Annotated in this window: 31 protein-coding genes; 13 read left to right on the top strand and 18 right to left on the bottom strand. The window is 72.5% G+C overall.

Going from position 1 to position 25,530, the window contains the following annotated elements:
* The 3 genes from U5911_RS14185 to U5911_RS14195 all read right to left on the bottom strand — a co-directional run.
* The coding region (locus tag U5911_RS14185) for a TSUP family transporter (protein ID WP_336038083.1) at positions 1-316 on the bottom strand (316 nt) is incomplete at its 3' end.
* Positions 317-318: 2 nt separating this feature from the next.
* The gene (locus U5911_RS14190; protein WP_336037713.1) at positions 319-468 is read right to left on the bottom strand and encodes a DUF7512 family protein; all 150 of its coding nucleotides are present in this window, start codon (positions 466-468) and stop codon (positions 319-321) included.
* 21 nt (positions 469-489) lie between these two features.
* The gene (locus U5911_RS14195) at positions 490-1,665 is read right to left on the bottom strand and encodes an MBL fold metallo-hydrolase (protein ID WP_336037714.1); all 1,176 of its coding nucleotides are present in this window, start codon (positions 1,663-1,665) and stop codon (positions 490-492) included.
* Between the two features lie 226 nt (positions 1,666-1,891).
* Between U5911_RS14195 and U5911_RS14200 the strand changes: the two genes are divergently transcribed.
* The 7 genes from U5911_RS14200 (at position 1,892) to cydB (ending at position 8,790) form a co-directional block, all read left to right on the top strand.
* Entirely contained in the window at positions 1,892-2,983 is a 1,092-nt protein-coding gene (locus U5911_RS14200) for a rhodanese-like domain-containing protein (protein ID WP_336037715.1), read from the top strand.
* Positions 2,980-3,156, top strand: coding sequence for a hypothetical protein (locus tag U5911_RS14205; protein WP_336037716.1), 177 nt, complete (start codon positions 2,980-2,982; stop codon positions 3,154-3,156). The genes U5911_RS14200 and U5911_RS14205 overlap by 4 nt, the downstream gene beginning before the upstream one ends.
* Positions 3,157-3,463: 307 nt before the next feature.
* The gene (locus tag U5911_RS14210; RefSeq protein WP_336037717.1) at positions 3,464-4,624 is read left to right on the top strand and encodes an NAD(P)/FAD-dependent oxidoreductase; all 1,161 of its coding nucleotides are present in this window, start codon (positions 3,464-3,466) and stop codon (positions 4,622-4,624) included.
* Positions 4,625-4,626: 2 nt separating this feature from the next.
* Positions 4,627-5,463, top strand: coding sequence for a DUF1641 domain-containing protein (locus tag U5911_RS14215; RefSeq protein ID WP_336037718.1), 837 nt, complete (start codon positions 4,627-4,629; stop codon positions 5,461-5,463).
* A 147-nt stretch (positions 5,464-5,610) separates the two neighbouring features.
* On the top strand, positions 5,611-6,300 hold the full coding sequence (locus tag U5911_RS14220; protein ID WP_336037719.1) for a peroxiredoxin: 690 nt from the start codon (positions 5,611-5,613) through the stop codon (positions 6,298-6,300).
* Positions 6,301-6,383: 83 nt separating this feature from the next.
* Positions 6,384-7,784 carry a cytochrome ubiquinol oxidase subunit I gene (locus U5911_RS14225; protein ID WP_336037720.1) on the top strand — a complete coding sequence of 467 codons (1,401 nt, stop codon included), beginning with the start codon at positions 6,384-6,386 and terminating at the stop codon, positions 7,782-7,784.
* Positions 7,777-8,790, top strand: coding sequence for a cytochrome d ubiquinol oxidase subunit II (gene cydB, locus U5911_RS14230; RefSeq protein WP_336037721.1), 1,014 nt, complete (start codon positions 7,777-7,779; stop codon positions 8,788-8,790). The genes U5911_RS14225 and cydB overlap by 8 nt, the downstream gene beginning before the upstream one ends.
* A 5-nt stretch (positions 8,791-8,795) precedes the next feature.
* Here cydB and U5911_RS14235 read toward each other — a convergent pair whose 3' ends face one another.
* Complete coding sequence (locus U5911_RS14235) at positions 8,796-8,993, bottom strand: DUF8073 family membrane protein (protein WP_336037722.1); 198 nt, start codon at positions 8,991-8,993, stop codon at positions 8,796-8,798.
* 132 nt (positions 8,994-9,125) lie between these two features.
* Entirely contained in the window at positions 9,126-9,338 is a 213-nt protein-coding gene (locus tag U5911_RS14240; RefSeq protein WP_336037723.1) for a hypothetical protein, read from the bottom strand.
* Between the two features lie 220 nt (positions 9,339-9,558).
* Here U5911_RS14240 and U5911_RS14245 point away from each other — a divergent pair, with 220 nt between their 5' ends.
* Entirely contained in the window at positions 9,559-9,984 is a 426-nt protein-coding gene (locus tag U5911_RS14245; protein WP_336037724.1) for a CopG family ribbon-helix-helix protein, read from the top strand.
* A gap of 22 nt (positions 9,985-10,006) precedes the next feature.
* Here U5911_RS14245 and U5911_RS14250 read toward each other — a convergent pair whose 3' ends face one another.
* Positions 10,007-10,276 carry a MarR family transcriptional regulator gene (locus U5911_RS14250; protein ID WP_336037725.1) on the bottom strand — a complete coding sequence of 90 codons (270 nt, stop codon included), beginning with the start codon at positions 10,274-10,276 and terminating at the stop codon, positions 10,007-10,009.
* 154 nt (positions 10,277-10,430) lie between these two features.
* Here U5911_RS14250 and U5911_RS14255 point away from each other — a divergent pair, with 154 nt between their 5' ends.
* From U5911_RS14255 to U5911_RS14265, 3 genes are read left to right on the top strand one after another with little or no spacing between them, the layout of a single operon-like run.
* On the top strand, positions 10,431-11,528 hold the full coding sequence (locus U5911_RS14255; RefSeq protein WP_336037726.1) for a metal ABC transporter substrate-binding protein: 1,098 nt from the start codon (positions 10,431-10,433) through the stop codon (positions 11,526-11,528).
* Complete coding sequence (locus U5911_RS14260; RefSeq protein WP_336037727.1) at positions 11,525-12,262, top strand: metal ABC transporter ATP-binding protein; 738 nt, start codon at positions 11,525-11,527, stop codon at positions 12,260-12,262. The genes U5911_RS14255 and U5911_RS14260 overlap by 4 nt, the downstream gene beginning before the upstream one ends.
* Positions 12,262-13,290 (top strand): metal ABC transporter permease, encoded by a 1,029-nt coding sequence (locus U5911_RS14265; RefSeq protein WP_336037728.1) that lies wholly within the window; start codon positions 12,262-12,264, stop codon positions 13,288-13,290. The genes U5911_RS14260 and U5911_RS14265 overlap by 1 nt, the downstream gene beginning before the upstream one ends.
* Before the next feature lie 720 nt (positions 13,291-14,010).
* On the opposite strand, the gene U5911_RS14270 is transcribed toward U5911_RS14265, so the two are convergent.
* The 11 genes from U5911_RS14270 to U5911_RS14320 all read right to left on the bottom strand — a co-directional run bounded on the left by U5911_RS14270 (position 14,011) and on the right by U5911_RS14320 (position 23,443).
* Entirely contained in the window at positions 14,011-14,181 is a 171-nt protein-coding gene (locus U5911_RS14270) for a DUF7838 family putative zinc beta-ribbon protein (RefSeq protein ID WP_336037729.1), read from the bottom strand.
* Between the two features lie 94 nt (positions 14,182-14,275).
* Positions 14,276-14,989 carry an adenosylcobinamide amidohydrolase gene (locus U5911_RS14275; protein ID WP_336037730.1) on the bottom strand — a complete coding sequence of 238 codons (714 nt, stop codon included), beginning with the start codon at positions 14,987-14,989 and terminating at the stop codon, positions 14,276-14,278.
* Positions 14,982-15,992 (bottom strand): threonine-phosphate decarboxylase CobD, encoded by a 1,011-nt coding sequence (gene cobD, locus U5911_RS14280; protein WP_336037731.1) that lies wholly within the window; start codon positions 15,990-15,992, stop codon positions 14,982-14,984. Before cobD ends, U5911_RS14275 begins: the two co-directional genes overlap by 8 nt.
* Positions 15,982-16,560 (bottom strand): NTP transferase domain-containing protein, encoded by a 579-nt coding sequence (locus U5911_RS14285; protein ID WP_336038084.1) that lies wholly within the window; start codon positions 16,558-16,560, stop codon positions 15,982-15,984. The genes cobD and U5911_RS14285 overlap by 11 nt, the downstream gene beginning before the upstream one ends.
* Positions 16,560-17,315 carry an adenosylcobinamide-GDP ribazoletransferase gene (gene cobS / locus U5911_RS14290; RefSeq protein WP_336037732.1) on the bottom strand — a complete coding sequence of 252 codons (756 nt, stop codon included), beginning with the start codon at positions 17,313-17,315 and terminating at the stop codon, positions 16,560-16,562. Before cobS ends, U5911_RS14285 begins: the two co-directional genes overlap by 1 nt.
* Complete coding sequence (locus tag U5911_RS14295; protein ID WP_418771543.1) at positions 17,306-18,232, bottom strand: CobD/CbiB family cobalamin biosynthesis protein; 927 nt, start codon at positions 18,230-18,232, stop codon at positions 17,306-17,308. The genes cobS and U5911_RS14295 overlap by 10 nt, the downstream gene beginning before the upstream one ends.
* On the bottom strand, positions 18,223-18,849 hold the full coding sequence (locus U5911_RS14300) for an HAD family hydrolase (protein ID WP_336037733.1): 627 nt from the start codon (positions 18,847-18,849) through the stop codon (positions 18,223-18,225). Before U5911_RS14300 ends, U5911_RS14295 begins: the two co-directional genes overlap by 10 nt.
* Before the next feature lie 38 nt (positions 18,850-18,887).
* Complete coding sequence (locus tag U5911_RS14305) at positions 18,888-20,444, bottom strand: cobyric acid synthase (protein ID WP_336037734.1); 1,557 nt, start codon at positions 20,442-20,444, stop codon at positions 18,888-18,890.
* A gap of 1 nt (position 20,445) precedes the next feature.
* On the bottom strand, positions 20,446-21,129 hold the full coding sequence (locus tag U5911_RS14310) for a cob(I)yrinic acid a,c-diamide adenosyltransferase (protein ID WP_336037735.1): 684 nt from the start codon (positions 21,127-21,129) through the stop codon (positions 20,446-20,448).
* Complete coding sequence (locus tag U5911_RS14315) at positions 21,126-22,424, bottom strand: cobyrinic acid a,c-diamide synthase (protein ID WP_336037736.1); 1,299 nt, start codon at positions 22,422-22,424, stop codon at positions 21,126-21,128. Before U5911_RS14315 ends, U5911_RS14310 begins: the two co-directional genes overlap by 4 nt.
* Positions 22,421-23,443: a nicotinate-nucleotide--dimethylbenzimidazole phosphoribosyltransferase gene (locus tag U5911_RS14320; protein WP_336037737.1), complete on the bottom strand. Its 1,023-nt coding sequence runs from the start codon at positions 23,441-23,443 to the stop codon at positions 22,421-22,423. Before U5911_RS14320 ends, U5911_RS14315 begins: the two co-directional genes overlap by 4 nt.
* A 96-nt stretch (positions 23,444-23,539) precedes the next feature.
* On the opposite strand from U5911_RS14320, the gene U5911_RS14325 reads away from it, so the two are divergent.
* Both U5911_RS14325 and U5911_RS14330 read left to right on the top strand, forming a co-directional pair.
* Positions 23,540-24,352 carry a DUF7839 domain-containing protein gene (locus U5911_RS14325; protein ID WP_336037738.1) on the top strand — a complete coding sequence of 271 codons (813 nt, stop codon included), beginning with the start codon at positions 23,540-23,542 and terminating at the stop codon, positions 24,350-24,352.
* Between the two features lie 147 nt (positions 24,353-24,499).
* A complete protein-coding gene (locus U5911_RS14330) occupies positions 24,500-25,198 on the top strand; it encodes a DUF547 domain-containing protein (RefSeq protein ID WP_336037739.1) in 699 nt (232 codons plus the stop codon).
* Here U5911_RS14330 and U5911_RS14335 read toward each other — a convergent pair whose 3' ends face one another.
* A complete protein-coding gene (locus U5911_RS14335) occupies positions 25,199-25,492 on the bottom strand; it encodes a tRNA-binding protein (RefSeq protein ID WP_336037740.1) in 294 nt (97 codons plus the stop codon).
* Between the last annotated feature and the right edge of the window lie 38 nt (positions 25,493-25,530).

Genomic DNA, 25,530 nt, shown 5'->3' on the forward strand with positions numbered 1-25,530 from the left:
GGCCCATCGCCTGGAGGGCGTGGAGGCCGATCTTGCCGACTTCGATGCCGGCGGTGGTCCCGGCGATCATCAGGACGCCGAGCTTGTAGTCGACCTGCCCCAGGTCGCGGTGTTTCAGCGTCGCGATCACCGACGTCCCGAAGACGAACGCGAGCCCGGAGGCCACCGCGACGTCGGCATCGTAGCCCATCACCATCAGCGCGGGCGTCACGAGGAACGACCCGCCCATGCCGAAGAAGCCGAACAGGATGCCGATGAGCAGGCCGAACCCGGTGAAGGTGCCGACGAGCGCGACGCTCATCCCGAACAGCTCCACCGTCATTCACCCCGCAGTAGCCCGACGAAGTACTCGCCGAAGGCCCGTTCGAGTGCGCCGTATACGACGTAGAGGACGACGGCTTCGACGAGCACGATACCGACGAGCGTCACCGCTTGCGCGTTCCCGGAGAGGGATCCGATTCCGAACATGGTGAGTGGGTGGGTGGGGTGTCAGTCGTCGGCGACGGCGCTGTCGGCGGTGGCGGCACAGCGGTTCGGACCGAGTTCGAGTTCGGTCTCCTCGTCGTCGTCTTCGGGCTGGTACTCGCCGGCGTTGGTCGCGATGACGTCCTCGTAGTTCGGCGGCTTCGACGGGAGGTTCTCGAACATGTGCTCGACGAACTCGTCTTCGTCCAGCCGGAGGATCTCGTTGTTCTCCCAGAGGTAGCCGACCGTCGAGAACATCGGCTGGCCGGGCGTCACGTCGATGTACTCGCCGTCGTCGGTGACCGAGAAGTGGCCCGGCAGGATCTTCACGTCGTTGGGCTCGGTCATGACGACCTTGTGCAGCGTCTCGTACTGGATTCGGGCGCCGTCGCGGGCGTCCTGGTCGGCGAACTGGAGTTCGGTGCGGCCGATGGACTCGACGAACAGCGTGTCGCCGGTGAGCAGCGCCTCGTCGTCGACGAGGTACGAGGTCATGCCGGTGGTGTGGCCGGGCGTGTGGACGGCCTTGATCTCCACGTCGCCGAGTTCGACGACGTCGTTGGGCTCGATGGGGTCGAACTCGAAGTTCGGGTCCCGCGTCTCGGCGGGCGCACCGAGGTGGTAGGGGACGCCGAGCCGGTCGGCGAGCTCCCGGCCCTTCGAGATGTGGTCGGCGTGGATGTGCGTGTCGAGGACGCGCGTGACCTCCAGCCCGCGTTCGCTGGCAGCGTCGAGGAACTCGTCGGTGGCGCGAGTCACGTCGACGAGCGCGGCCTCGCCGGCGGTCTTCGACCCGACGACGTAGCCCAGACAGCCCTTCGAGCGGCGCTGCAGTTGGAGCACGACGAGGTCGTCGTTCGCGGTGGCGACCGGCACGACGTCGTACACCATGCTCCAGGCCTCCATGCCGCCCTCGACGGTCTTGACGTCGTGGGCGTGGCCCTCGCGTTCGAGGTACTCGGCGAAGCTGCTCGCGGAGTTGCCCGTCGCACAGATGGTGACGACGGTGTCTCCGGCGTCGAGGTCGTCCGGGTCGAACTCGCCGACGAGTTCGTCCTCGGAGCTGCTGTACTCGACGTTCCGGGCGCCGGCGATGTGCCAGTCGGCGAAGCTGTCCGGTGACCGGGTGTCGAAGAGGACGAAGTCCTCCCCGGCGTCGATCGTGTCCCGCAGCTGTTCCGCAGTGATTGTCTCGACCATCTTCACAGTATTGTATAGACAGGACACGTAAAACGGTTCGAGCGGGGAGGAAAATTGGTGCTAGAATCCGCCGCTCCGGCCCGGGAGCGCAGGACCGGGAAATAATTTCCGCAACTCGAGGCGGGCGGAGCGGTCCACTACGCCAGATTTTCGCCAACGCCCTCGCTCTTTCGCGAATCGTACCAGTAATGTCTTGAACCGCAATCCCTTAGATAGTATTGTAAGGATGGCACAAAATTCTGGCGCGGAGGAGGCCCTGGTGGACCTGCCGCCGAGTTCGAAGTTCATCTACAAGACGCTGTCCCGGGAAGGGTCGATGACCCTGAAACAGATCACCGAGGAGACGCTGCTGTCCTCGCGGACGGCGCGATACGGGCTCACCAAACTCGAGGAGGCGGAACTGGTCGAAACGGCGCCGGCGCTGCACGACGGCCGCCAGACGTGTTACAGCATCAGCCACCGCTCGCTCGGCTCGGACCGGATCGGCTACCCCGAGACGGCGCTGGTCAGGCCGGACAGCGCCGACGAACGGCTGGCGGAGTTCGAGGCGGACGACCCGGACTTCCGCCTCGTCGAGGTCTCGACGCAGTACCAGGACGGACACATCCCCGGCGCGGTCGAACTCGACCCGCGGACGGACTTCCTCGACGCCGGCACGCGGACGATCCCGGACGCCCGTCGCCTCGAAACCCTGCTGGGCGAGCGAGGCGTCACGCCCGACAGCACGGTCGTCCTCTACAGCGACGGGTACAACGAGTTCGCGGCGTTCGTCTACTGGACGCTCAAGTACTACCGACACCGTGACGTCCGCCTGCTCAACGGCGGAAAACGGTACTGGACGGAGAACGGCTACCCGACGACGAGCACGACCCCGTCGGTCACGCCAGTCGAGTACGAGGCACACCCCCCGAACGACCGCATCCGGGCCTACCGGCAGGACGTCCAGGACGCCCTCTCGGAGGACACCGCCATCATCGACGTGCGGCCGCGGGAGGAGTACTGCGGGGACGCCGAGGCGCCCGCGCGCGCGAGCGGTCACATCCCCCGGACCGTCAACATCGAGTGGGACAGCGTGGTCCGGGATTGCGGGCGGTTCGAGCACCAGCGCGCGCTCGAACGGCCGTTCGCCGAGGCGGGCGTCGAGGAGGACGACGACGTGATCGTCTACTGTAACGTCGGCGAGCGCTCGGCGCTGGTCTGGTTCGCGCTCTCGGAGCTGCTCGGGTACCCGAACGTCGCGAACTACGACGGGTCCTGGACGGAGTGGGGGAACCTCGTCGACGTCCCCGTCGAGACCTGTGACTCGGAGGACCAGTGACCGACCCGCTCCCGGCCCTGGCGGCCAGTGGCGCCGGCGAGCTGGTGCTCGCGCTCGTCGTGCCGGTCGTCCTCGTCGCCGTCGGCACGTACGTCGGCGTCCTGCTGGCGCTGCAGTCGTTTTTCGACGCCTCGTCGTGGGAGGAAGCGACGACCGGCGACGCGGGCGAGTAGCGCAGACGCCCGCACGAAGCGGACCCGACACGCGCTAGGAGCGTCGACACGCGGCAGGTGGACGCTCATACGCGCCGGTGGGCGTCGACACGCGCCGGTGGACGCCGACACGCGTCAGGGAGCGCCGACACGCGTCAGGGAGCGCCGACACGCGCCGGTGGACGCCGACACGCGGCAGTGACGGCTGTACCCGACGCGGCGCGAACTCCCCGCAATCTTTTCCGCGAGGCGTCCGGGCCGCCGAGGTCTTCGACATTGTGGTAGCTACCTCAGCGTTCAGGTATCCGACCGACTAACACGAACGTATATGGACCACGTAGTGGTGCTCGGTGCTGGTGTCGGCGGAACGATGACCGCCAACATGCTCGACCGCCGATTGGACCGCACCGACGCCGAAATCACCGTCGTCGACAAGAGCACAGAACACGCGTACCAGCCGTCGTTCTACCTGCTCCCGTTCGGGTACATGGAGCCAGACGACCAGTTCCGGGACGTCCGCGGGCTGCTCCGCGACGGCGTCGAGTTCGTCCACGACGAGGTCACCGGCGTCGACCCCGACGAGAAGACGGTCGCGCTCGGGGACGGCGACCTCTCGTACGACTACCTCGTCGTCGCGCTCGGCCACCGGCTCGCGCCCGAGGCCACGCCCGGCATGCTCGAGGGCTGGGAGGAGACGGACGCGGTATACCCGTTCTACCACTTCGAGGCCGCGATGGGGCTGCGTGACGCCCTCGAGGACTTCGAGTCGGGGACGTTCGTCGTCTCGGTGCCGGACACCTCGATCAAGTGCGGGGGCGCGCCGCTGAAGATGACGATGCTCGCCGAGGACTACTTCCGCCGGCGGGGAATCCGCGACGACGTCGACGTCGTCATGACCAAGGGCAGCGACGCCGTGTTCGGCGTCTCGCCGTACCGCGAGAAACTCGAGGAGATCTGGGCCGACCGCGGCATCGAGGCCAACCTGGAGTTCGAGGTCGCGGAGATCGACCACGAGGCACAGGTCATCCACTCGACGGACGGCGACACGCAGGAGTACGACCTGTACGCGCCGGTCCCGCCCCAGTACGGGCAGGAACCCCTCACCGAGCACTCGCCGCTGACCGACGGCGAGTACGTCACCGTCGACGAGCACACGCTCCAGCACACGGAGTACGAGGACGTGTTCGCGCTCGGCGACGGGGCGGACACGCCGAACGCCAAGACCGCCGCGGCCGCGCGCAAGCAGTCCCACGTCGTCCTCGACAACCTCACGGCGCACATGGCGGACAAGCGACAGACCGCAGCCTACGAGGGGTACGCTGCCTGTCCGCTGCTGACGAGGAAGGGCAAGGCGATGGTCGCGGAGTTCGACTACGAGGAGAGCATCTCCGCGCCGGTCGAGAGCCGGCTGAACTGGATCATGGACGTCGACGTCCTCCCGAGTTTCTACTGGGACGCCTGGCTGCGCGGCTACGACCCCCTCCCGTGACCATGGCAAGCGAACACCGGTCCGCCGACGCGACCGACCCGCTGGACGACGAATCGGAGCTGGCCAGGGCCATCGAGGACAACGAGGCGGAACTCGCGGAACTCCTCCGGCTGCTGGCGGTGACCGAGGAGCTCGCCGCGGACCTGACCCCGGAGCTCCGCGAGACCGTCCGGGAGAACCGCGAACCCATCCGCGACCTCCGCGTGGCCTTCGAGCGCGAGGAGACGCTCGTGCTCTTCCAGCGTGTCGGCGAGGAAGCCGACACGCTCGTCGAACTGCTCGACGTGCTGGCCGCCTCGAAGGACCTCGCCGACGACCTCGTGCCGGAGTTGCGGGTCGCCGTCCGCGAGAACCGGGCGGTCGTCGAACGCCTCCGCGCGGCCGTCGAGCGCGAGGAGACGCTGGTGTTGCTCGAACGGCTCGGCGAGAACGCCGACACGCTCGCGGAGTTGCTGGACCTCCTCGACGCGACCCACGACCTCGCGATGGACCTGACGCCCGAACTGCGGGACGTGGCCCGGGACAACCGGAACGTCATCCGCGACCTCCGGATGGCCGCCGCCGGCTTCGCGGACGCCCACGCCGAGAACGACGTCGACATGTACGAGCTCGGCCGGAACGCGAACAACATGGTCGCGCTCGTGCAGACGCTCGGCGACCCACAGGTCACCGACGCCGTCGACGCCACGATGGGGGGGCTGGCAGCGGACGACCCCCAGCCGGTCGGCCTCTTCGGGCTGTTCCGGGCGCTGTTCGACGCCGACGTCAGGCGCGGACTCGGCCGCCTGCTGGCGGCCGCCCGCGGTCTCGGCAGCCTGGAGGCGGACGCGGAGGACTGACCCGACGACCGGGCGGGGCCCGTCGCGGGCACCCGGAACCGGAACAACCGGAAATCGTGTCGCGTTCACGGAAATGTGGTTACAGAATACGAAAAAATAGTTCGTAGTACGCGAACTAAGTGTGGCGGGGCCCAACTGGAGAACGGGATGACACAGCGAGAACCCGCGACCGACGACGCGACGGTACCGACGCCCGGCATCGGGGACCAGTTCCCGGCGCTGACAGTGGAGACGAGCATGGGCGAGCGGACGCTGCCCGACGACTACGAGGGCCAGTGGCTCGTCCTGTTCAGCCACCCCGGCGACTTCACCCCCGTCTGCACCTCCGAGTTCGTCGCTTTCGAGCAGCGCCGCGAGGAGTTCGAGGAGCTGAACGCCGAACTGCTCGGGCTCTCGGTCGACCGCGTCCACTCGCACATCAAGTGGACGGAGTGGATCCGCGACAACCTCGACGTCGACATCCAGTTCCCCATCGTCGCCGACGACCAGGGAGCGGTCGCCGAACGACTCGGCATGCTCCACCCGGGCGCCGGGACGGCGACCGTCCGGAGCGTCTTCGTCCTCGACCCCGACGGAGTCGTCCGCCTGCGCCTGACCTACCCGATGGAGATCGGACGGAACATCGACGAGGTCCTCCGCTCGCTGCGGGCCCTCCAGACCAGCGACGCCGACGGCGTCGCCGCACCGGCCGACTGGCCGAACAACGAGACGTTCGGTGACCGCGTCCTCCTCTCCCCGCCCGGCACCGAGGCCGACGCCGAAGCACGGAAAGCCGAAGTCGCCGACCGCGAGGACACGGACTACTACGACTGGTGGTTCGTGACGCGCGAACAGTAACGGAACAGGGACGCTCCAACCGCTCCGCACGGGCCGTGGCCGCGCGCTGACGGCCGCCGCCCGACTCCGAGGACATCCTACCAATGATTGACCCGGTCATCGCCAGCAGACTCCAGTTCGCGGTGACGACGATCGTCCACATCATCTTCCCGGTGATGAGCATGGGCCTGGCGCCCTTCCTCATCTACTTCACGTGGAAGGAGATACGGACCGACGAACAGGTGTACGAACAGCTCCGCGCCTTCTGGACGAAGGTCTTCGCGATCTCGTTCGTCGTCGGCACCGTGACGGGCATCGTCCTCGAGTTCGAGTTCGGCACGAACTTCGCGGCGTTCTCGACGGCCGCCGGCGAACTGTTCGGCGGCCCGCTCGCCATCGAAGGCATGATGGCGTTCATGCTCGAGGCGACGTTCCTCGGCATCTTCGTGTTCGGCCGCGACCGGGTCAGCGACCGCCTCTACATGCTGTCCAGCGTCCTCGTGGGCCTCGGGACGTGGCTGTCGGCGGTCTGGATCCTCGTCGCGAACTCCTGGATGCAGACGCCGCGCGGGTTCGAAATGGCACACGAGAGCGGCCAGCCGGTCGTCACGCTCGTCGACCCGGTGGCCGCCTACGCCAACCCCCGGTTCCCGTGGATGTACGTCCACATGCAGAACGCGGCCGTGCTGTCGGTCGCGCTGTTCCTCACCGGCGTCGCGGCCTACTACGTCTGGACGAACCGGGACACGGAGTTCTGGCGGAAGACGATGAAAGCCGGTCTCGCCGTCCTGCTCGTCACCGCTCCGTTCCAGGCGGTCCACGGCGACGCGTACGGCCGCCACGTCGCCGACACGCAGCCCCAGAAGTTCGCCGCCATGGAGGCCCAGTACGACACCCGCTCCTCGGTCGGCCTGAAGTTGCTCGCGTTCCCGACGAGCCTCGAAGACGTCACCGACCCCCACGCCGAGGACCTGTTCGTCGTCGAGGTCCCGTTCGTCGCGTCGCTGCTCGCCAGCGGAGGCGACCCGGACGCGCAGATCACGGGGTTGAACGACCTCCCCGCCGAGAGCCCCCCGGTCGCGGTCGTGTTCTGGGCGTTCCGGGCGATGGTCGGCCTCGGCGTCTGGTTCGTCCTGCTGGCGTTCTGGGGCGGCTACCGCTGGTACCGTGGGGAACTGTTCGAGGACGACCTGCTGGCGAAGGCGCTGGTCGGCTCCTCCGTGCTGGGGATTCTCGCCGTCGAACTGGGCTGGATCGTCACCGAGGTCGGCCGCCAGCCGTGGGTCATCCAGGGCGTCATGAAGACCCACGCGGGCGTCTCACCGGGACTGACCGGGGCCGAGGCGCTCACCACGCTCGCCGGGTTCGTCGGCGTCTACAGCGCGCTGCTCGTGCTCTACTGGTACGTCGTCGTCAGGCTCGTCCGCGAGGAGGCCCCGACCCGGCCACCGACACCCGAGCGCGACGCGTCAGGCACCGAGGAGGTGGTCGCGAGCGATGACTGACCCGGCAGCCCTCGCGCCGCTCGCACTGGCCGACGGGCCGCTGTTCGGCCTCCCGCTCGACCGGCTGTGGTTCGGGCTGGTCTTCTCCGTCCTCGGGACGTTCCTGTTCCTGGACGGGTTCGACTTCGGGGTGGGCGCGCTGTTCGCGACCCGCGACGACGACCGCGAACGCGAGCAGTTACTGGCCGCTATCGGGCCGTTCTGGGACGGCAACGAGGTGTGGCTGGTCGTCTTCGGCGGGATGCTGTTCGCCGTCTTCCCGGCGGTGTACGCCGACCTGTTCAGCCGCCACTACCTGTTGATGTTCGCCATCCTCGCGGCGCTCGTCCTCCGCGGTCTCGCCCCCGAGATGTACGAGCAGCGCCACGACGAACAGTGGCAGCGCCACTGGGGGCGGGCGTTCGTCGTCGGGAGCATCGCGTCCCCCTTTTTCCTCGGCGTGTTCGTCGGCAACTGGCTGTTCGGCGTCGACGGCGGCGCTTCGCTCGCGAGCGTCCTCGTCGGCCTCGCCGTCGTCGCGCTCACTGTCGTCGACGGGGCCGCCTACCTCGGACTGAAAACGCGGGGCGACGTCCGGCTCGAAACCCGACCGCTCGGCCACCTCGCACAGGTCGCCTACCTGGTGCTGGCGGTCGCCGCCCTGGCCGTCGGCGGTCGTTCGACACCCCACGTCAGTCTGTTCGCGCTACCGACGCTGGGCCTGCTCGGCCTGACGGCGCTCCTGGCCGGCGTCCACCTGCTCGCCGGCCGGGCCGGCCGCCACTACGTCGCGTTCGCGGCGGTCGCGGGCCAGGTGTACGGTCTCGCGGCGCTCGTCGCGACGCTGCTGTACCCGCAGATCGATCCCGTGACCGGCCGCACCGTCGAGGCGGCGATCGTGTCCACGGTCCCGCTGAACCTCACGACGATCGGTGCGGGACTGCTCTTGCCGCTCGTCGCGTCCTACTTCGTCGTGCTGTACTCGGCGTTCAGCGGCCCCGTCGAGGACGAGGAGTCGTACGCGTAGGCCGCCTACGCGTCGTGCCACTTCCGGTAGAACCCGGCGCCGAACGCCACGAGCACCACGGCGATGCCGAGGTCGCGGGCGAACGAGCCGACGTCCCCGGTGAGCGATAGCTGGAGCAGGCCGACGCCGACGAGGAAGGCGACGACGACGCCCGAGAGGACGAGCATCCAGGTCGCCACGTCGGCGGTGGCGTCCTCAGGCACGGCCAGGTACCTCCGGGCCGCGGCGGCGAGGGCCGGCGCCACAGCTCCCGGGTTTTCGATGCCACCTGACTACCGACGTACCGTGTTGGCCGTGCATGGGGGTGGGACGGGACGAGCGGCCAGAAACGCGTGTCAGTGCGTCGCCGCGTGGGGCGAGAGACCGATACCGGTCAGCAACAGACCGGCAGCGACGAGCAGCCCGAGTCCAGCCGCCGTCACGACGTCGCCGACGCTGAGCATCCAGGCCGCCGCAGCGAGGCTCAGGAGGACGAGCAGCGTCCCCGCCACGAGCAGTGGCGTGTCGAGCCGGTCGGAGGTGTGCGGAAGTGACATGCGTTGGCTCACGAGCGATGGTAGGCGTCGCCGACGCAAAAGCAGTCGTCCACGTGCGATTATTGGCTGTTGCACCCGGCCGCCCGGAGATAGCGGAAATAATTTCGCGGCGGGTCCGCGCCCCCGAGAGCGCCGTCGTCCAGTCGCCGTCGACGGGAACGCGGCGATACTCGCTGTCGTGCTGCGGCCGAAAATAATAATCCTTAATATTCTATTCCCGTTTGGTTGTTACATGACCGTCGTCAGCGTCTCGATGCCGGACGAACTGCTGGAGCGCATCGACGAGTTCTCCGAGGACCACGGCTACACGGGCCGCAGCGAGGTGGTGCGGGAGGCCGCGCGCAACCTCCTCGGCGAGTTCGAGGACAAACAGCTCGAGGACCGCCGGCTCATCGGCGTCGTCACGGTCCTGTTCAGCTACGAGAACTCCACCGTCGAGGAGCGCATGATGAACCTCCGCCACGAGTACGAGGGGCTCGTGACGTCGAACGTCCACAACCACGTCGGCAACCACTACTGCATGGAGCTGTTCATCCTCGAGGGCGAACTCGAGGAGATCTCGGAGTTCGTCGGCCGCGTGCGCGCGACGAAGGACACCATCACGGTCGACTACTCGGTCATCCCCGTCGACGGGTTCGCGGCGGTCCCCGACGCGTGAGCCGCCGGCGGTCCCGGCGGGCTCAGTCGACCACCCGCGGCTCGTAGATGCGCTTTCTCGCGTCCGGGACGTAGACGCGCTCCTCGACGAGGTCGGCGTCTTTCAGCAGCGAGACGCCGTGGCGCGTCGTCCGCTTCGACAGCCGCGTCCGGTCCCGTATCTCGGACTGCGTGAGCGGCGCGTGGTACTCCAGGACCTTGTAGACGAGTTTCGCGCTCGGCGGGAGCGCCGTCAGGTCGTCGCTGTCGGCGGGACTCGATGCCTCAGAACTGCTCGTGGCAAAAACGACCACTGGACTCTGCCATTGCAGCCGTGGTGACGACGCGGACGTAGTTAGGTGTTTGGCCCCCGACAGCGATGGCCGCCGCCCGCGCCCGTCGGATTATTATCTAGTTCGACTAGAAAAACAAGAATTAATAGAACCGGGGCATTCGTTAGTAACACAGATGGAGATGACGCGACGACAGCTGGTCGCGACGGCGGCAACGGCGGCGGTCGGCGGCACGTTCGCCGGCTGCCTCGGCGACACCGGCGGCGGGGGCGACGACGCGGGAACGACCGCACAGGCGTCCTTCTTCGTGTTCGGGACGCTCGCGGAACGCGTCGCCGGCGACGCCGCCGAGGCGAAACTGCTCGTGCCGACCGGCCAGCACGGCCACGGCTGGGAGCCCGGCCCTAGCGTCCGCGAGGACGTCCAGACCGCGGACCTGCTCGTGCACGGTCCGCCGGACTTCCAGCCGTGGGTCGACGACGTCCGCGGCGAACTCGACGCCGACGGCGCGGACGTCCACGCCGTCGACGTCACCGCCGACGTCGACCTCCTCGAAGCCGGCAGCAGTCACGACCGCGGCGACGAACACGACGACAGTCACGACGAGGAACACGGGGACCAGCACAGCGACGAGGAACACGACGAGCACGACGAACACGGGGACGAGCACGGCGACGAGCACGACGAACACGGGGACGAGCACGGCGACGAGCACAGCGACGGCCACGCCCACGGTGCCCACGACCCGCACTTCTGGATGGACCCCCTCCGGCTCCGGGACGCCGTCGACGCCGTCCGGGCCGGATTCGTCGCCGTCGACGACGGGAACGCGGACGCGTACGGCGAGAACGCCGACGCGTTCCGCGAGGACCTCGCGGCGCTCCACGACGACCTCCGGGCGACGGTCGAGGACGCCGACCGGGACGTCCTGCTGGTCGCCGGACACGACTCCTTCCAGTACCTCGGCGCGCGCTACGGCGTGCAGGTGGAGGCGCTGACGGGCATCGCGCCCGACGACCAGCCGACCACGAGAGACCTCGCGCACGCCCAGTCGGTCGTCGACGAACACGGCCTCGAGTACGTCTGCGCGGACCCCCTGGAGTCCCAGCGGGCCGCCGAGAAACTGCTCGAGGAGACCGACCTCGAGGCGGTCCTGCCGCTGACCGCGATGCCGGGCGTTACCGACGAGTGGCGGGACGGCGGCTGGGGGTACCTGGACGTGATGGAGCGCGTCAACCTCCCGACGCTCGAACGGGCACTGGAGGCGCAATGACGGTCGTCAGCGTCGCGGACGCGTCGTTCGCCTACGCCGACCAGCCGGTGCTCGACGGCGTCACGCTGGACGTCGAGGCCGGCGACTTCCTCGGGCTCGTCGGTCCGAACGGCTCCGGGAAGACGACCCTCCTCGAACTGATGGTCGGCCTGCGCCGGCCCGACGCCGGCAGCGTCGAGCTGTTCGGCGAACCCGCCCACGACTTCGCCGACGGCGAACGCGTCGGCTACGTCCCCCAGGACGCCGCCGCCGCGAACGGCGAGATGCCGGTCACCGTCCGCGAGGTCGTCCGGATGGGCCGGTACCCGCACGTCCCGCTCGGGCGGTTCGGCGGCGACGACCGCCGCGCCGTCGACGACGCCCTCGACCGCGTCGACGTCCGGGACCTCGCCGACCGCCGCGTCGGCCGGCTCTCCGGCGGCCAGCGACAGCGCGTGTTCATCGCGCGCGCACTCGCCGCCGACGCGGACCTGCTCGCGCTCGACGAACCCACGACGGGGGTCGACGCCGAGTCCCGGGAGGCGTTCTACGGCCTCCTCGCCGAGCTCAACGACGACGGCCTCACGGTCGTGCTCGTCGAGCACGACGTCGGCGTCGTCACCGCGCACGCGAGCGCGATCGCGTGCCTGAACCGCCGCCTGTACTTCCACGGCGACCCGGAGTCGTTCGTCGAGACGGACGCGCTCGCGGACGCGTACGGGGCCGACCAGCACGTCGTCCGCCACGACCACTGATGTCCGGCGCCCGCACTCCGCCCCCCCTGGCTGCCGTCCGCACGCCGTCCCCCCTGACCGCCGCCCTCCTCGTGGTCGCCGTCGTCACCGCTGCCGCCGCCGCCGGCGGTGCGGCCGCCCTCGAAACGCTGCTCGCGGCCTGGGGGAGCGGGTTCGACGTCCTCGCCGCCGCGACCGGCGCGGACCTGCTCGCGCTCTCGTTCATGCAGCAGGCGTACCTCGCCGGCGTCTGCGTCGCCGTCGTCGGCCCGCTCGTCGGGAGCTTCCTCGTGCACCGCGAGATGGCGATGATCGGCGACGCGCTCGCGCACTCCGCGTTCGCCGGCGTCGCCGCCGGCCTCTTCGCGAACGCCGTCCTCGAGACGGCGCTCCCGCCGCTGGCCACGGCGCTCGCCGCGGCGGTGCTCGCCGCGCTGCTCGTGCAGACGCTCGTCGACCACGCGGGCGCCTACCGGGACACCTCGATGGCCATCGTGCTCACGGGGTCGTTCGCGCTCGGGAGCGTCCTCGTCACCGCCGCGGACGGCGGCATCGCGGTCGGCGTCGACGCCTACCTGTTCGGCAGTCTCGCCACCGTCACCCGGGCGAACGTCGGCGTGCTCGTCGCGATGACCGCGGTCGTCGTCGGCGTGGTCGCGGTCGCGTACCGCCCGCTCGTCTACGCCACCTTCGACGACGTCGGCGCGCGCGCCGCCGGCCTCGACGTCGCGCGGTACAACCAGTTGCTCGCCGTCCTGACCGCGGTGGTCGTCGTCGCGGCGATGCAGATCATGGGCGTGATCCTTGTCGCGGCGATGCTCGTCGTCCCCGTCGCCGCCGTCGCGCACGTCCGCGGGTTCAAGCGCGCGATGGCGGCGGCGGTCGGCGTCGCTCAGGTCGCGACCCTGGTCGGCGTCACGCTCTCCTACCAGTTCGACGTGGCCGCCGGCGGCGCCATCGTCCTCACCGCCATCGCCGCCTACGTCGTGACGACGCTGGCCGTCCGCGGCCGTCGCTGGGCCGCCTCACGTCGTCGACGGAGCGCGTGACGGCCTCGGACGCCCGCTTCGACGCCCGACCTCGCGCACGAGACCGGATTCTATATCTCCGAATGCGGTTTATGGGCTCTCGTCGGAACGGCCGTCGCCGCGCTAGAACCGCAGGACTGGGCCGGATTCCGCCACTCTATCGTCGGATTTCGGGGTCGGCTCGGCCTCGCGGTCTCGTTCTCCGGCGTCGGGTCCGGCCTCCTGGTCTCGTCTTCGGGCGGGACGGGTGAACGCGGCGCTGCCGCGGTGGCCGACCGCCGCGGCAGCCAGCGACTGTTACGCGGAGAGCCCCGCGACCGACGGGAGGGCAGAAGAACCCGGGACGATCGCGTCTCCGAGACCAGCTGGCGCGACCGCGTCGCTGGGAACGGCCGTCACGCGCGCGTAGTCAATTCGCAGAAAATGGCGCTCAGACCGGGTCGGGGTGGTCTGGTCCGGGAACCGACGCCGCCTGGGCGGAGTTGCCCCGAACGCAATACGTGCGCTCGCCAGAAGTCCGCTGGACGGGTACGCGGTCGGTGCCCGACTGGCCGAGGCGGTGAGCGACTGGCCTGCCGCCGCTGCCACCCCGGGCAGTGACTGCTGGGACGTGTCCTGCTGGGGCAGACCCCGCTCGGCGGCCGGGAGTCGAGCGTGGGCTACGGGGCGGTGAGGCGCGGTACTCGGGGCGGTGAGGCGCGGTACTCCGGGGCAGTGATGCGCCGTACTCCGGAGCGGTGGTTACGCGGTCGCCGAGGAGTCGATGTCGCCGTCGATGCGGACGAACCCGTAGCCGCACTCGGGGCAGTACCACTTCGTCTTCAGGCCGAGGTGGAGGTTGGTGGCCGCGGCGCGGTAGAACGTCCGCTCCTCGCCGCACTCCGGGCACTCGTGGTCGAGTTCGCGAGCCATAGACGGGAGTCAGCCTGCCAGCCAATTTAACGTACTGATTTCGGGGCTCTCGCCGGCTCCGACGCCCCGATAAACTCCATGGCGCAATACAGAATCAGGGCCGGCGGTCGGGCGTCGAGACGTCGGCCTCGACGTCCGTAGTGACGCCGTGGCTGGCGTCAGCGACCGACGACGGCGGGTCCTCGTCGCCGTACCGGCTCTTGACGCTCGCGGCGACGGCGTCCCGGACGCACGCCCGGGCGGCCGCTCCGACGCGCGTCGCGCTCCCCGAGTAGGACGCCGGTTCGCCGGACAGGTCGCAGGCGGCGACGACCGCGTCCGTCGTGGTTCCGGGGAACCCGGTGGCGTCGAGCAGCGTCGCGGCCTTCGCTTCCGCGGCGACCGTCGCGAGGTTCGCGAGCGCGGCGTCCCCGAGCGCGCGGGTCGTCCCGACGAAGACGTTCACCGTGCCAGCGGCGGCGGTCGGCGCTTCGGGGAGCGTGCCGCCCTCGGGGTCCATCGGGAGCGCGGCGGGGTTGGAGACGCCGGCGGTCGCGACGGCGGCCGCGGGGCCGCAGCGTGCGATGCGAGCGTGGCGCTGTGCGACGCCGGTGAGGAGGACCGGGGCGCCGGCGGGCCGGTCGAAGCCCGCGTCCGCGAGGCGGTCGGCGACGTACGCGTCGAGGTCCTCGGGGTTCCAGCCCTCGGGCACCGTCACGTTGAACGCGCGGTCGGCGGCGGCGAGGCCGCCGTCCCAGCCCGTGGACAGCCACCGCGAGCCGGGGCGCTCCAGGCGGAGCACGCCCTCGCGCACCGCGGTCTCAAACATCCGCGAGCACCTCCAGCAGGCGGTCGTTCTCCCCGGGCGTGCGGACGGCGACGCGGACGTGCGAGTCGAGGCCGCGGAACGTCGTCGCGTCCCGGACGGCGACGCCGCGGTCCAGCGCCGCGTCAGCGAGGCCGGCGACGTCCCGGTCGCCGACGTCCAGGAGGAGGAACGGCGCGTCCGAGGGGTGGACGTCGAAGTCGCCCGCGAGCGCCGCCCCGAGTCGGTCGCGTTCGCTGGCGACGCGCGCGCGAGTCTCCGCGACGAACTCGTCCTGGCGCATCGCGTGCGCGCCGACCGCCGCCGCCGGCGTGCCGAGGTTCCACGCGCGGCGCGCGGTCGCACAGTCCGCGCGGCGCTCGCCGGTCGCGGCGAGGAAGCCCGCGCGCAGCCCGGGCAGGCCGAACAGCTTCGTGAGCGAGCGCGCGACGACCACTCCGGGCTCGCCGGCCAGCGAGTCCGCGTCGGTGAACCCGAGGAAGGCCTCGTCGACGAGCAGCTCCGTCCCGGCGTCGCGGCACCGGTCGGCGAACGCCCGGAGCGCCCCTGCGTCGTACAGGTCGCCCGTCGGGTTGTTGGGGTTGCAGACCACCGCCATCGCGTGGCCGGCGGGGTCCGCCTCGAGGACCTCGTCGTTGGGGACGAACGACGGGTCTGCGCCCTGGAGTGCGATCTCGCGCGCGTACTCGCCGAAACTCGGGGAGGGCACGAGGACGCTGTCGCCGCGCTCGACGCGCGTCTCGACGGCCAGGCGGATGGCCGCGAGGCCGCCGGGCGTCGGCACCACCTGGCCGGGGTCGCAGCCGGCGTACGCGGCGGCCGCTCGCCGGTAGTCCGGGTAGTCGTCGTCCGGGTAGCGCTCGGCGGCGGCGAGCGCGTCCTCGTAGACCTCGCGGACGCCCGGCGGCGTCCGGGGGTTGGTGTTCGCGCTGAAGTCGAGCACCGAGGCGTCGTCGCTGCCGCCGTGGGGGACGCGGTCGGCGCCCCGGACTGCGTCAGGGTCCATCGGTCCGGTCCTCGGCCGCGGGGTCGATGTGCGTGTCGGTCCGCGCCGCGAGCAGGCGCTCGGCGACCGCGGCGTCCGCGCGGCGGTTGACGTTCACCGCGAGGCGCGCGTCGTAGCTCCGCTGGAGCGCGTCCTCGTCGTCGGCGACGACGTTCACGCCGGCGGGCACCCACGCGCCGTCGCCGTCGACGCTCGCGCCGAGCAGTTCCTTCAGCGCCGCCGGCACCGCGACGCTCGTCGAGCCGCCCGCGGCGTCGAGCACGCGGTCCAGGACCTCGCCGTCCAGCAGCGGGAGGTCGGCGGCGACCGTGAGCACGGGCGGTTCGACGGCCTCGAGCGCGACGCGGAGGTCCTCGACGTAGCCGTCGCCGGGCGTCTCCACGAGGGGGAGGTCGCCGGCGAGGTGGTCCCGCGTCGCCGGCGCGTGCGGCGAGACGACGGCGTGCGCGGCGTCGACGCGGCTGGCCGCGAGCGCGTCGCGGACGCGGTCGACCATCGGCGTTCCGGCGACCGGGAACAGCGGCTTCTCGACGGCGGCGTCGAGGCGCGTGCCGCGGCCGCCGCACATCAGGAGAGCGTCCACGCGACCACCCCCAGGTGGAGGCCGACCGCCCGACCGAGTTCGTTCACCGCGCCGAAGACGTCGCCGTTGACGCCGCCGAGCAGGCGGCCCAGCCACGCCAGCGCGAGCACGCAAGCGAGGACAGCGCCGCCCAGCGCCGCGGCGGCGGCCGGCGTCGGCCAGGCGAGCGCGGCGGCGGGCAGCGCGACCGCGGCGACGCCGGGGAGGTCGTCGGCGCCGGCGCGGGTCGTGAACTGCGAGCCGAACCCCTCGTGGGCGGCGGTGCCGAGGCACGCGACGACGGCCATCCCGGCCTTCGCGCCGACCTCCGCGGCGACGGCGACGGCGACGGCGGCCCGGAGCGGGAGCGCGGCGACGCCGAGCGCGCCGAGCGCGAGCGCCAGCAGGACGACGCCGACGGCGGCGGCCGCACCGACGCCGACGGTCGTGTCCCGGAGGACTGCCGTCCGGTCCGCGGCGTCGCCGTGGACGACCGCCGCGTCGCCGACGTCGGCGACGCCGTCGAGGTGGTTGACGCCCGTTACCGCGAGCACGGCGACGAGGTACGCGGCGGCGACCGTCTGCGGCGGGGCGGCGGTCGCGACCAGCAGGAAGGGGACGGCGACGAGGCCGCCGGCGGCGTAGCCCGCGAGCGGGAACGCCCACGGCGACGCGCGGAACGCCGCCCACGCGGACTCGCTGTGGCCGACGGGCAGCCGCGTCAGGAACCCGAGCGCGCCCCGGACGGCCGCTACGACCACGCCACCACCCCCTGTGACGCGGCGGCACCGGCGGCGGCGAGCGCGTACGCGAGCACGCCGGCGGCGCCGACGACGCGGACGCCGCGGCGGGCGTCGCCGACGGCCGGGAGGCCGGCGCCGAGCGGCAGGTCGTAGCTGTCCGGCTTGGCGAGGCGGACCTCGAGCGCGGCGGCGAGCGTCGCCATCGGCCACCCCGAGTTCGGCGACGGCGGCGCGGCCGCTTGGCGGCGAGCGCGAGCGAGCGCGCTGGGGTCGCGGGCGGCGGCGGCCACGAGCGCGGCGGCGAGCCGCGCCGGCAGCCACATCGCGGCGTCGTCGAGGCGCGCGCTCGCGGTGCCGACTGGCTTGTCGGGGTAGCCGAGCATCGAGTCGAGCGTGTTCACGGCCTTCACCCAGGCGGCGGCCGCCGCGGCGACCGACAGCGACACGGCGGCGCCGACGGCGAACGCGAGCAGGGGCGCGACGAGGCCGTCCGCGAGGTTCTCGGCGGCGCTCTCCACGGCGGCGCTGCGGACCTCGCCGGCGGTGAGGGCGCTGGCGTCCCGGCCGGCCAGCGACCGCAGGCGGTCGCGAGCGGCGGCGAGGTCCGAGTCGGTCGCGGCGGCGACGGCGCCGGCCTCCTCGAGGAGCATCCGCAGGCTGGTGGCGCTGAACAGCGCGACGCCGGCCGCGGCGGCGGCGAGCCGGGGGTCGACGCGGGCGGCGAGTGCGACGGCGCCGGCGGTCGCGCCGGCCGCCAGGAGGGGGACGAGGACTGCCGCGGCGACGCCGACGGCCCGCGGACGGCGCCACTCGCGGTCGAACGGCGCGACGGCGCGCCCGAGCCACGCGACGGGGTGGACTCGAGTCGGGGGTTCGGCCGCGGCGACCTCGAGCGCGAACGCGGCGGCGACGGCCGCGGCCGCCGTCAGCGACACGGCGCTCCCTCCAGTTCCGCCGGCACGGACTCGAGTGGGGTCTCCGGGAGGAGGACCGCTCGACCGCCCACTGACTCGACGCCGCCGTCGGTCTCGGGGTCGTCGCCGACGTGCACGAGCGCTCGCGGCTCGGCGTCGAGCGCGGCCGCGACGGCGCGGAACGACCGCTCGTGGGGCTTCCGCCAGCCGCAGTCGACGCTCGCGGCGACCGCGTCGAAGGCGCCGTCGAGGCCCGCGCGGTCGAGCGCGCGCTCGACGAGCCCCGGGACGCTGCAGTTCGAGAGCACGGCGACGGGGCCGCGGTCGCCCGCGGCGCCGACTGCGGCGCGCGCGCCGTCGCGGCGCTGGACCGGCCGGTCGAACGCGGCGAGCGTCGCGTCCTCGACGACGCCCGCGGCGGCGTCGACGCCGCGGCTCTCGAGCGCGTCCGCGACGTGCGCGGGCAGCGAGCGCTCGGCGCCCGGCGGGACGTCCGCGTGGGGTTCGCGGTACGCCACAGCCCAGTCGTCGGGGACGGCGACGCCGCGCTCGCGGAGGGCGGCCGCCACGGCGCTGGCGGGGGCTCTCGGGCGCTCGGCGGCGACGAGGGTCCCGAAGCGGTCGAACGACACTGGCACTGTACTTTACTTACTGCAAGCAGACTTGAATCGGTCGGTCACTCGGGGAGGCCGAGTGCCGAGAGGGCGACGTGTTCGCGAACCAGGTCGGCGGCCGCCTCGTACGGCGACTCGCGGGTCGCGTCCGCGACTGGCCGGTCCGCGTCCGCGTGCTCGAAGACCGCGTCCACGAACCCCTCGCGAGCGCAGTCGTTCTCGAAGAGCCCGTGGAGGTACGTGCCGAGGACGCGGCCGTCCGCGGCGCTCGCCGGTCCCACGGGACTGGCGACGCCGTCCGGCACGTCGGTGCGGCCCGCGTGGATCTCGTAGCCCGAGACCGAGCCGGTCGCGCCGCCGAGCGCCGGGGTCGAGTCGAGGCCCCGTTCGACGGCCGCGACGCGCTTGTCCTCGCGGAACGCGGTCGTCACCGGGAGCAAGCCGAACCCCGCGACAGCGTCGAGGTCGCCGGTGGACTCGACGCCCGCGTCCGTGACGCGGTCGCCGAGCAGCTGGTAGCCGCCGCAGAGCCCGACGACGGGGCCCTCGAACGCCCGGAGCTCGTCCCCGAAGCCCCCGTCGCGGAGCGCGCGCAGGTCGTCGACGGTGTTCTTCGACCCGGGGAGCACGACCGCGTCCGCGTCGGCGAGCGAGCCGTCCGGCGGCACGAACGCGACGCGGACGCCGGGCGTCGCCGCGAGCGGCTCGAGGTCCGTGGCGTTCGAGATGCGCGGCAGCCGCGGGACGGCCACCGTCACCGCGCGCTCGGGCGGCACGCCGTCGTCGTCGCCGCGGACCGCGCGCTCTCCGGCGGCCGGGAGCGCGACGCTGTCCTCCTCGGGGAGCCCGGGGTCGTCGTACGGCAGGACCCCCAGGACGGGGACGCCGGTCCGGGCCTCGATGTCGGCGATGCCGTCCTCGAGGAGAGCGGGGTCGCCCCGGAACTTCGTGACGACCGCGCCCGCGACGCGCTCGCGGACGTCACCGGGGAGCAGTTCGAGCGTGCCGTAGAGGCTGGCGAACGCGCCGCCGCGCTCGACGTCCACGACGAGCAGGACGTCGGCGTCGGCGAACCGCGCGGTCTCGATGTTCGCGAGGTCGCGGTCGTGGAGGTTGATCTCGGCGATGCTGCCAGCGCCCTCCGCGACGACGACGTCGTGGCTCGCGGCGAGGCGCTCGTGTGCCGCTCGCGCCGCCGCCCGGGCGGCCGCCCAGTGGTCGTCGTAGTAGTCGCCGGCCGCGTAGTGGCCGACCGCCTGGCCGTCGAGGACGAGCTGGCTCTCGGCGTCGCCCCGGGGCTTCAGCAGGACTGGGTTGTGGTCGGTCGTGGCGGCGACGCGAGCCGCGCGCGCCTGGACGTACTGGGAGACGCCGATCTCGCCCCACGCGGCGTCGGCGCCAGCGCCCTCGGCGACGGGGGCGGCGCGCGCGTTGTTGCTCATGTTCTGGGCCTTGAACGGGGCGACCGACGCGCCCGCGTCGGCGAGGTGGCGGCAGAGGCCGGCCGCGACCGTGCTCTTGCCGACGTGGGAGGCGGTGCCGGCGACGAGAACCGTCCGGCGGTCGCTGTCGGCCGCTTCGTCACGGTCGCTGCCGCTCCCGCCGTCCGGGCGCGCCATCTCAGTACTCGGTGCCCTTCCGCGCGCCCTGCCCGGCCTCGATGGGGTGGGCCTGCTTCCGGACCTCGGTCACGAGGTCCGCGCGCTCCGTGACGTACGTCGGTTCCTCGTGGCCGCCCGTGAGCACGACCTCGAGGGTCGCCGGCCTGTCCTCGAGGAGCGCGACGACGTCCTCGGGGTCGACGAGGCCGCGGTTCGCGGCGTACAGCACCTCGTCGAGGATCAGCATGTGGACGCCGTCGTCGGCGGGACCGTCGAGCGGGAGCGGCCCGTCGACGTCCCGGGAGGCGTCGACGACGTCGCGCGCGCGGTCGAGGCCCCCCTTCGCCCTGGCCTCGTGTTCGTCGTCGTCGCTGCCGTCGAGGAAGCCGTGCCAGCCGTAGTGCCCGGAGTTCTCGAGGGAGAACCCGGGGACCGCGGCGGCGGCGTTGTACTCGCCGCGGACGTCCTCGACGCTCCCGGTGCCGCCCTTCATGAACTGGAGGACGTGGACGCGGTAGCCGTGGCCGGCCGCGCGCAGCCCCATCCCCAGCGCAGCGGTGGTCTTGCCCTTGCCGTCGCCGTACCACACCTGCACGAGCCCGAACTCGTCGGGCTCGCCGGGCGTGATCTCGCGCGCGTCGAGGGGGTTGCTGTCCGCGTCTCCGGTGCTGTCGCCGCCGTCGTGGTCCGTGTCGTCTGTCATAGTTCGTCGAGGAAGTGGTCGAACGCGCCGCTCTCGGCGTGGACGTGCGCGTACGTGCCGAGGGTGCGGTACTCCGTGAGGCCGTCGCGGCTGCCGTCGACGCCGTCGCCGCGCTCGACGTCGAACGCGAACCGCGCGTCGGTCGCGACGTCCGCCTCCGAGTAGTGGAACTCGTGGCCGCGCAGCGTCCCGCCGGCGCTCGCGGTGAGCGCGTCGCGGCGGGCGCGGAGTGCCACGTGGTCGAGCGCCCGGTAGCGCTCGCACAGCCGCACGGCCGCCGGCAGGACGCCCGCCAGCTCGTGGGTGTCGCCGTCGACGGTGGTGAGGGACTCCGAGAGCGCCAGCAGGCCGCCGCACTCCCCCAGGACGGGGAGACCGTCCGCGGCGCGCTCGGCGAGCGCGTCCAGCGCCGGCGAGTCCGCGAGTTCCGCGGCGTGCAGTTCCGGGTAGCCGCCCGGCAGGTAGACGCCGTCGCAGTCCGGCAGGTCGTCGCCCGCGACCGGCGAGAACGTTACGACGTCGGCGCGCCCGCGGAGGCGCTCGCGTGTCGCCGGGTACGCGAAGCAGAACGCGGCGTCCGAGGCGACCGCGACGCGCTCGCCGGTCGGCGGTCCCCGGTCCGCTGGCGCCGGCCGCGGCGGTTCGCGCGCCAGCGCGGCGATTGCCTCGGCGTCGACGTGCGCGGCCGCTCCGTCCAGCGCCCCGGGGTCGACCGGCGCCTCGTCGCCCATGTGGAGGCCGAGGTGGCGGTCCGGGATCTCGAGTCCCTCGTGTGGCGGAATCCGGCCGAGGTAGGCGAGCCCGTCGGGGAGCGCGTCGCGAATCCCGCTCTCGTGGCGGCCGCCGTGCGCGCGCTGGGCGAGCACGCCGGCGACGTCGACGTCGGCGTCGACCTCGGCGGCGTACTCGCGGAAGCCCAGCGCCGTCGCGGCGACGCTCTGCATGCCGGCGCTGGCGTCGACGACGAGCACGACAGGGAGGTCGAGCACGCTCGCGACGCGCGCGGTGCTCGCCACCTCGCCGTCGTACAGCCCCATCATGCCCTCGACGACGCAGACGTCGCCGCCGCCGCGGTGGTAGTTCCGCCGCGTCCCCGCTTCGCCCGCGAGCCACGGGTCGAGCGTCCGGGAGGGCGTTCCGGCGACCGCCTCGTGGTGGCTCGGGTCGATGAAGTCCGGGCCGGCCTTCGCGGGCCGGGGGTCGTAGCCGGCGTCCTCGAGCGCGCGCAGCACCGCGAGCGTCGCGACCGTCTTGCCGACGCCGGAGGCGGTGCCGGCGAGCACGACGCCGTTCACGGGGCGACCTCCGTTCCGGCGACCCGGTCGTAGACGTCTTCGACGGCGTCCAGGAGGCCGTCGTGGTCGACGCCCGCGTCGGCGGCCAGCGACAGCGCGCCGCCCATGCCGACGCCCTCCTTCGCCTCGCCGGCGAGGTAGCCCGCCACCGCGGGGTGGTCCTCGCGCGCCTCGAACCCGGGGTCGGTGACGGTGAGGTCGAGGTCGAGGTCGGCGGCGAGGCCGCGGACGGCGGCGGAGTCGTCGGCGGTCACGAAGGACGTGGTCGCGAGCTCGAGCGGCCCGGTGACGCCCGTGTGGCGGACGAGGGCGCCCGCCGCGGCAAGCTGGGTGCCGCCCGCGAGGACCACCTCGGCGTCGCCCGCGAGCGCGCCGACCGCCAGCCCGGAGACGGCGGCCAGCACCGGGTCGCCCATCCGCCGGACGGCGTCGGTGGGCCGGCCGGCGAGGTCGCCGTCGCCGAGGCCGCTGGCGGCGAGCGCGTCGTCGACGACCTCGCGCTTGAGGTCGAGGGGGTTCTCGGGGAGCGACGAGGAGACCGCGCGGCGCTCGCCGAGCGCGGCGAGCACGCCCATCGCGGTGGTGGTGCCGGCCGGGACGGTCTCGGCGACCACGAGGCGGTCGGCGGGGAGGTCGGCGCCGAAGCGGCGCGCGGCAGCGAAGACGTCGCCGGCGTCCGGGACGGGTTCGGCGTCGCGGACGTCGCTGCCGGGGGCGGCGCCGACGTCGACGGTGGGCGCGCCCGTGGGTTCGGCGAGGCCGGCGTCGAGCGTGACGACGTCGAAGCCGACGACCTCGCGGACGGCGCGCGTGACGACCGCCGGCGTCGGACAGCCCGTGGGACTGACCGGGACCACGGGCGCGCGGACGGGGCGGCCGTACGCGAGAATCTCGGCGTCCGCGGCGGGCGTGTGCGCCATCGCGGCCGGGTCCGCGCCGGCGGCGCTGATGCCGTCGATGGCGGCCGTGCGGGTGGTGCCGGCGGCGAGCGCGAACAGCGCGTCCGTGTCGTCGGTCACGCCCGGTGGTTCGTGGACCCCGCACGTCAATTCGCCGGTCGCCGCCCGGCGAGTTACACAAAGATACTTGCGTTGGAGTCGCGTGCGCTTGTAGTGATGGACGACGCCGCCGACGCGGGCGAGCTCGGGGTGCTCCGGAGCAAGCGCAACGCCACGCGCTACCAGATCCTCGTGGAGATCGCCCAGCGCCAGCCAGCGGTCAGCCAGCAGGAGATCGCGGACGCCATCGGCGTCACCGCGCAGGCGGTCAGCGACTACCTCGGCGACCTCGTCGCGGAGGGCCACGTCCGCAAGCACGGCCGCGGCCGCTACGAGGTCACGAAGGAGGGCGTCGACTGGCTCATCTCCCAGACCGACGACCTGCGGTCGTTCGTCGAGTACGTCTCCGAGAACGTCATCGAGGGCGTCGACGTCGACACCGCGGTCGCGACGGCAGCCGTCCGGGAGGGCGAGCGCGTCTCCCTGTCGATGCGCGACGGCGTGATGCACGCGTCGCCGGGCGGCGGGGGGGCCGCGACGGCGGTCGCGGTGACGGACGCCGACCCGGGCCAGGACGTCGGCGTCGCGGAGTTCGAGGGGATGCTGGACTACGAGCCGGGCGAGGTGACGGTGGTGTCGACGCCGCGCGTCCGGAACGGCGGCAGCCGCGCGCTCCCCGAGGGCGCGGTCGGCGAACGCCTCGCCGACCACGACCTGGTCGCGGCGGCGGGCGTGGAGGCGCTGGTCGCCGTGCGGGACGCGGGCGTCGAACCGGACGTCCGCTTCGGCACCGCGGAGGCCGTCCCCGAGGCCGCGAGCAAGGGGCTGTCCGTGCTGCTGGTGGCGACCACGGACCGCCTCTCCGAGCACACCGATCCGCTGCGCGAGCACGGCGTCGGCTACGAGGTCGTCGAGGCCGGCGAGGGCTGACGGCCGACCGCCGCACCGACTGGTCGCCATCGCGCCGATAGACGTTAGTGGACTGCCGCGGAATATCGTGGTATGGTATCACGGGGCACACGGCGGCCGGCGGGGGCGCCACCGGCCGGACCTCCGCTCGGACGGGGGTGACCTCGCGTGTTCGCCGCGAACGCCGACACCACGACCGCCCACGACCTCGTCGCCGCGTCGCAGCGACTGCTGCACGCCGTCCACCACGACCACCCCACCGACGACCTGTTCGGGTCGCTTGCGGGGCTGTCCGAGGACGTCCTCGCGGTGCTCCGCGACGACCAGCGCGCAGCGAAGGCGTTCTGGCTGAACCTCCACGGCGCGCTCGCCGCCGACGCCGCCGACACCCGTCGCGTCGCGGGCGTCCGGCTCGCTCCCGACGACGTCCGGGACGGCATCCTCCGCGGCGGCAAGTGGAAGTACGGCTTCGGCTACCTCCCGGACCCGTTCGGGTCGCGGTTCGCGCGCCGGCACGCCCTCACGGACCTCGACGCGCGCGTCCACGCGGCCGTGCTCGCCGGCGAGCACGCGCCCGACCTCTCGGGGACGTACACCGCGACCGACGTGGAGGCCGAACTCGCGGCGGTCACGGGCTCGTACCTCGACGGCACGGTCGACTACGACCCGGCGACGGGCGTCGCGCGCGTCCCGGCCGCGTTCTTCTGGCACCGCGGGGACTTCGGCGGTCGCGACGGCGTGCGGGCGTTCCTCGTCGCGCACGGCGCTCTCCCCGCCGACGCCGACCCGCGGTTCTCCTACGCCGCCCCCGAGCCGGACGTCGAAGCCGACGCGCCGCCCCGGCGGACGCGCGAGCGCCGCCAGTAGCTAGTACAGTTCGCCGCCGAGCGGCACGCCCTCGTCCGGCCCCACGAGCACGGGGTTGCCGTCTCCGTCCGGGACGCCGACCGTCAGGACCGCCGACTCGTAGCCCGCGATGGTGACCGTGCCGAGGTCGGTCGCGCACAGCACCTGCCGGCCGACGAGGTCCTGGGGCTCGTAGTTGTAGCCGGTCCGGGCGGCCGACTGGACGACCTCGGTTCCGAGGTCCACCTCGAGTTTCGCGAGTTCGGGCTTCCGCGCCTCGGGGAACGGCTCGGCGGCGACGACTTCGCCGACCACGAACGTCGTCTCGAACAGCTCGGACGTGTCCCGAGGCC

Origin of the sequence: Halobacterium yunchengense (assembly GCF_037031165.1) — an archaeon.
GTDB lineage: Archaea > Halobacteriota > Halobacteria > Halobacteriales > Halobacteriaceae > Halobacterium > Halobacterium yunchengense.

Excerpts from the sequence above, each read along its gene's own strand:
- cydB (WP_336037721.1), top strand. The coding sequence starts at position 7,777 with ATGACTGACCCGGCAGCCCTCGCGCCGCTCGCACTGGCCGACGGGCCG.
- U5911_RS14260 (WP_336037727.1), top strand. The coding sequence starts at position 11,525 with ATGACGGTCGTCAGCGTCGCGGACGCGTCGTTCGCCTACGCCGACCAG.
- U5911_RS14310 (WP_336037735.1), bottom strand. The coding sequence starts at position 21,129 with ATGACAGACGACACGGACCACGACGGCGGCGACAGCACCGGAGACGCG.
- U5911_RS14255 (WP_336037726.1), top strand. The coding sequence starts at position 10,431 with ATGGAGATGACGCGACGACAGCTGGTCGCGACGGCGGCAACGGCGGCG.
- U5911_RS14225 (WP_336037720.1), top strand. The coding sequence starts at position 6,384 with ATGATTGACCCGGTCATCGCCAGCAGACTCCAGTTCGCGGTGACGACG.
- U5911_RS14220 (WP_336037719.1), top strand. The coding sequence starts at position 5,611 with ATGACACAGCGAGAACCCGCGACCGACGACGCGACGGTACCGACGCCC.
- U5911_RS14325 (WP_336037738.1), top strand. The coding sequence starts at position 23,540 with ATGGACGACGCCGCCGACGCGGGCGAGCTCGGGGTGCTCCGGAGCAAG.
- U5911_RS14265 (WP_336037728.1), top strand. The coding sequence starts at position 12,262 with ATGTCCGGCGCCCGCACTCCGCCCCCCCTGGCTGCCGTCCGCACGCCG.
- cobD (WP_336037731.1), bottom strand. The coding sequence starts at position 15,992 with ATGGACCCTGACGCAGTCCGGGGCGCCGACCGCGTCCCCCACGGCGGC.
- U5911_RS14270 (WP_336037729.1), bottom strand. The coding sequence starts at position 14,181 with ATGGCTCGCGAACTCGACCACGAGTGCCCGGAGTGCGGCGAGGAGCGG.
- U5911_RS14245 (WP_336037724.1), top strand. The coding sequence starts at position 9,559 with ATGACCGTCGTCAGCGTCTCGATGCCGGACGAACTGCTGGAGCGCATC.
- U5911_RS14210 (WP_336037717.1), top strand. The coding sequence starts at position 3,464 with ATGGACCACGTAGTGGTGCTCGGTGCTGGTGTCGGCGGAACGATGACC.
- U5911_RS14215 (WP_336037718.1), top strand. The coding sequence starts at position 4,627 with ATGGCAAGCGAACACCGGTCCGCCGACGCGACCGACCCGCTGGACGAC.
- U5911_RS14195 (WP_336037714.1), bottom strand. The coding sequence starts at position 1,665 with ATGGTCGAGACAATCACTGCGGAACAGCTGCGGGACACGATCGACGCC.
- U5911_RS14305 (WP_336037734.1), bottom strand. The coding sequence starts at position 20,444 with ATGGCGCGCCCGGACGGCGGGAGCGGCAGCGACCGTGACGAAGCGGCC.
- U5911_RS14200 (WP_336037715.1), top strand. The coding sequence starts at position 1,892 with ATGGCACAAAATTCTGGCGCGGAGGAGGCCCTGGTGGACCTGCCGCCG.
- U5911_RS14275 (WP_336037730.1), bottom strand. The coding sequence starts at position 14,989 with ATGTTTGAGACCGCGGTGCGCGAGGGCGTGCTCCGCCTGGAGCGCCCC.
- U5911_RS14190 (WP_336037713.1), bottom strand. The coding sequence starts at position 468 with ATGTTCGGAATCGGATCCCTCTCCGGGAACGCGCAAGCGGTGACGCTC.
- U5911_RS14285 (WP_336038084.1), bottom strand. The coding sequence starts at position 16,560 with ATGTGCGGCGGCCGCGGCACGCGCCTCGACGCCGCCGTCGAGAAGCCG.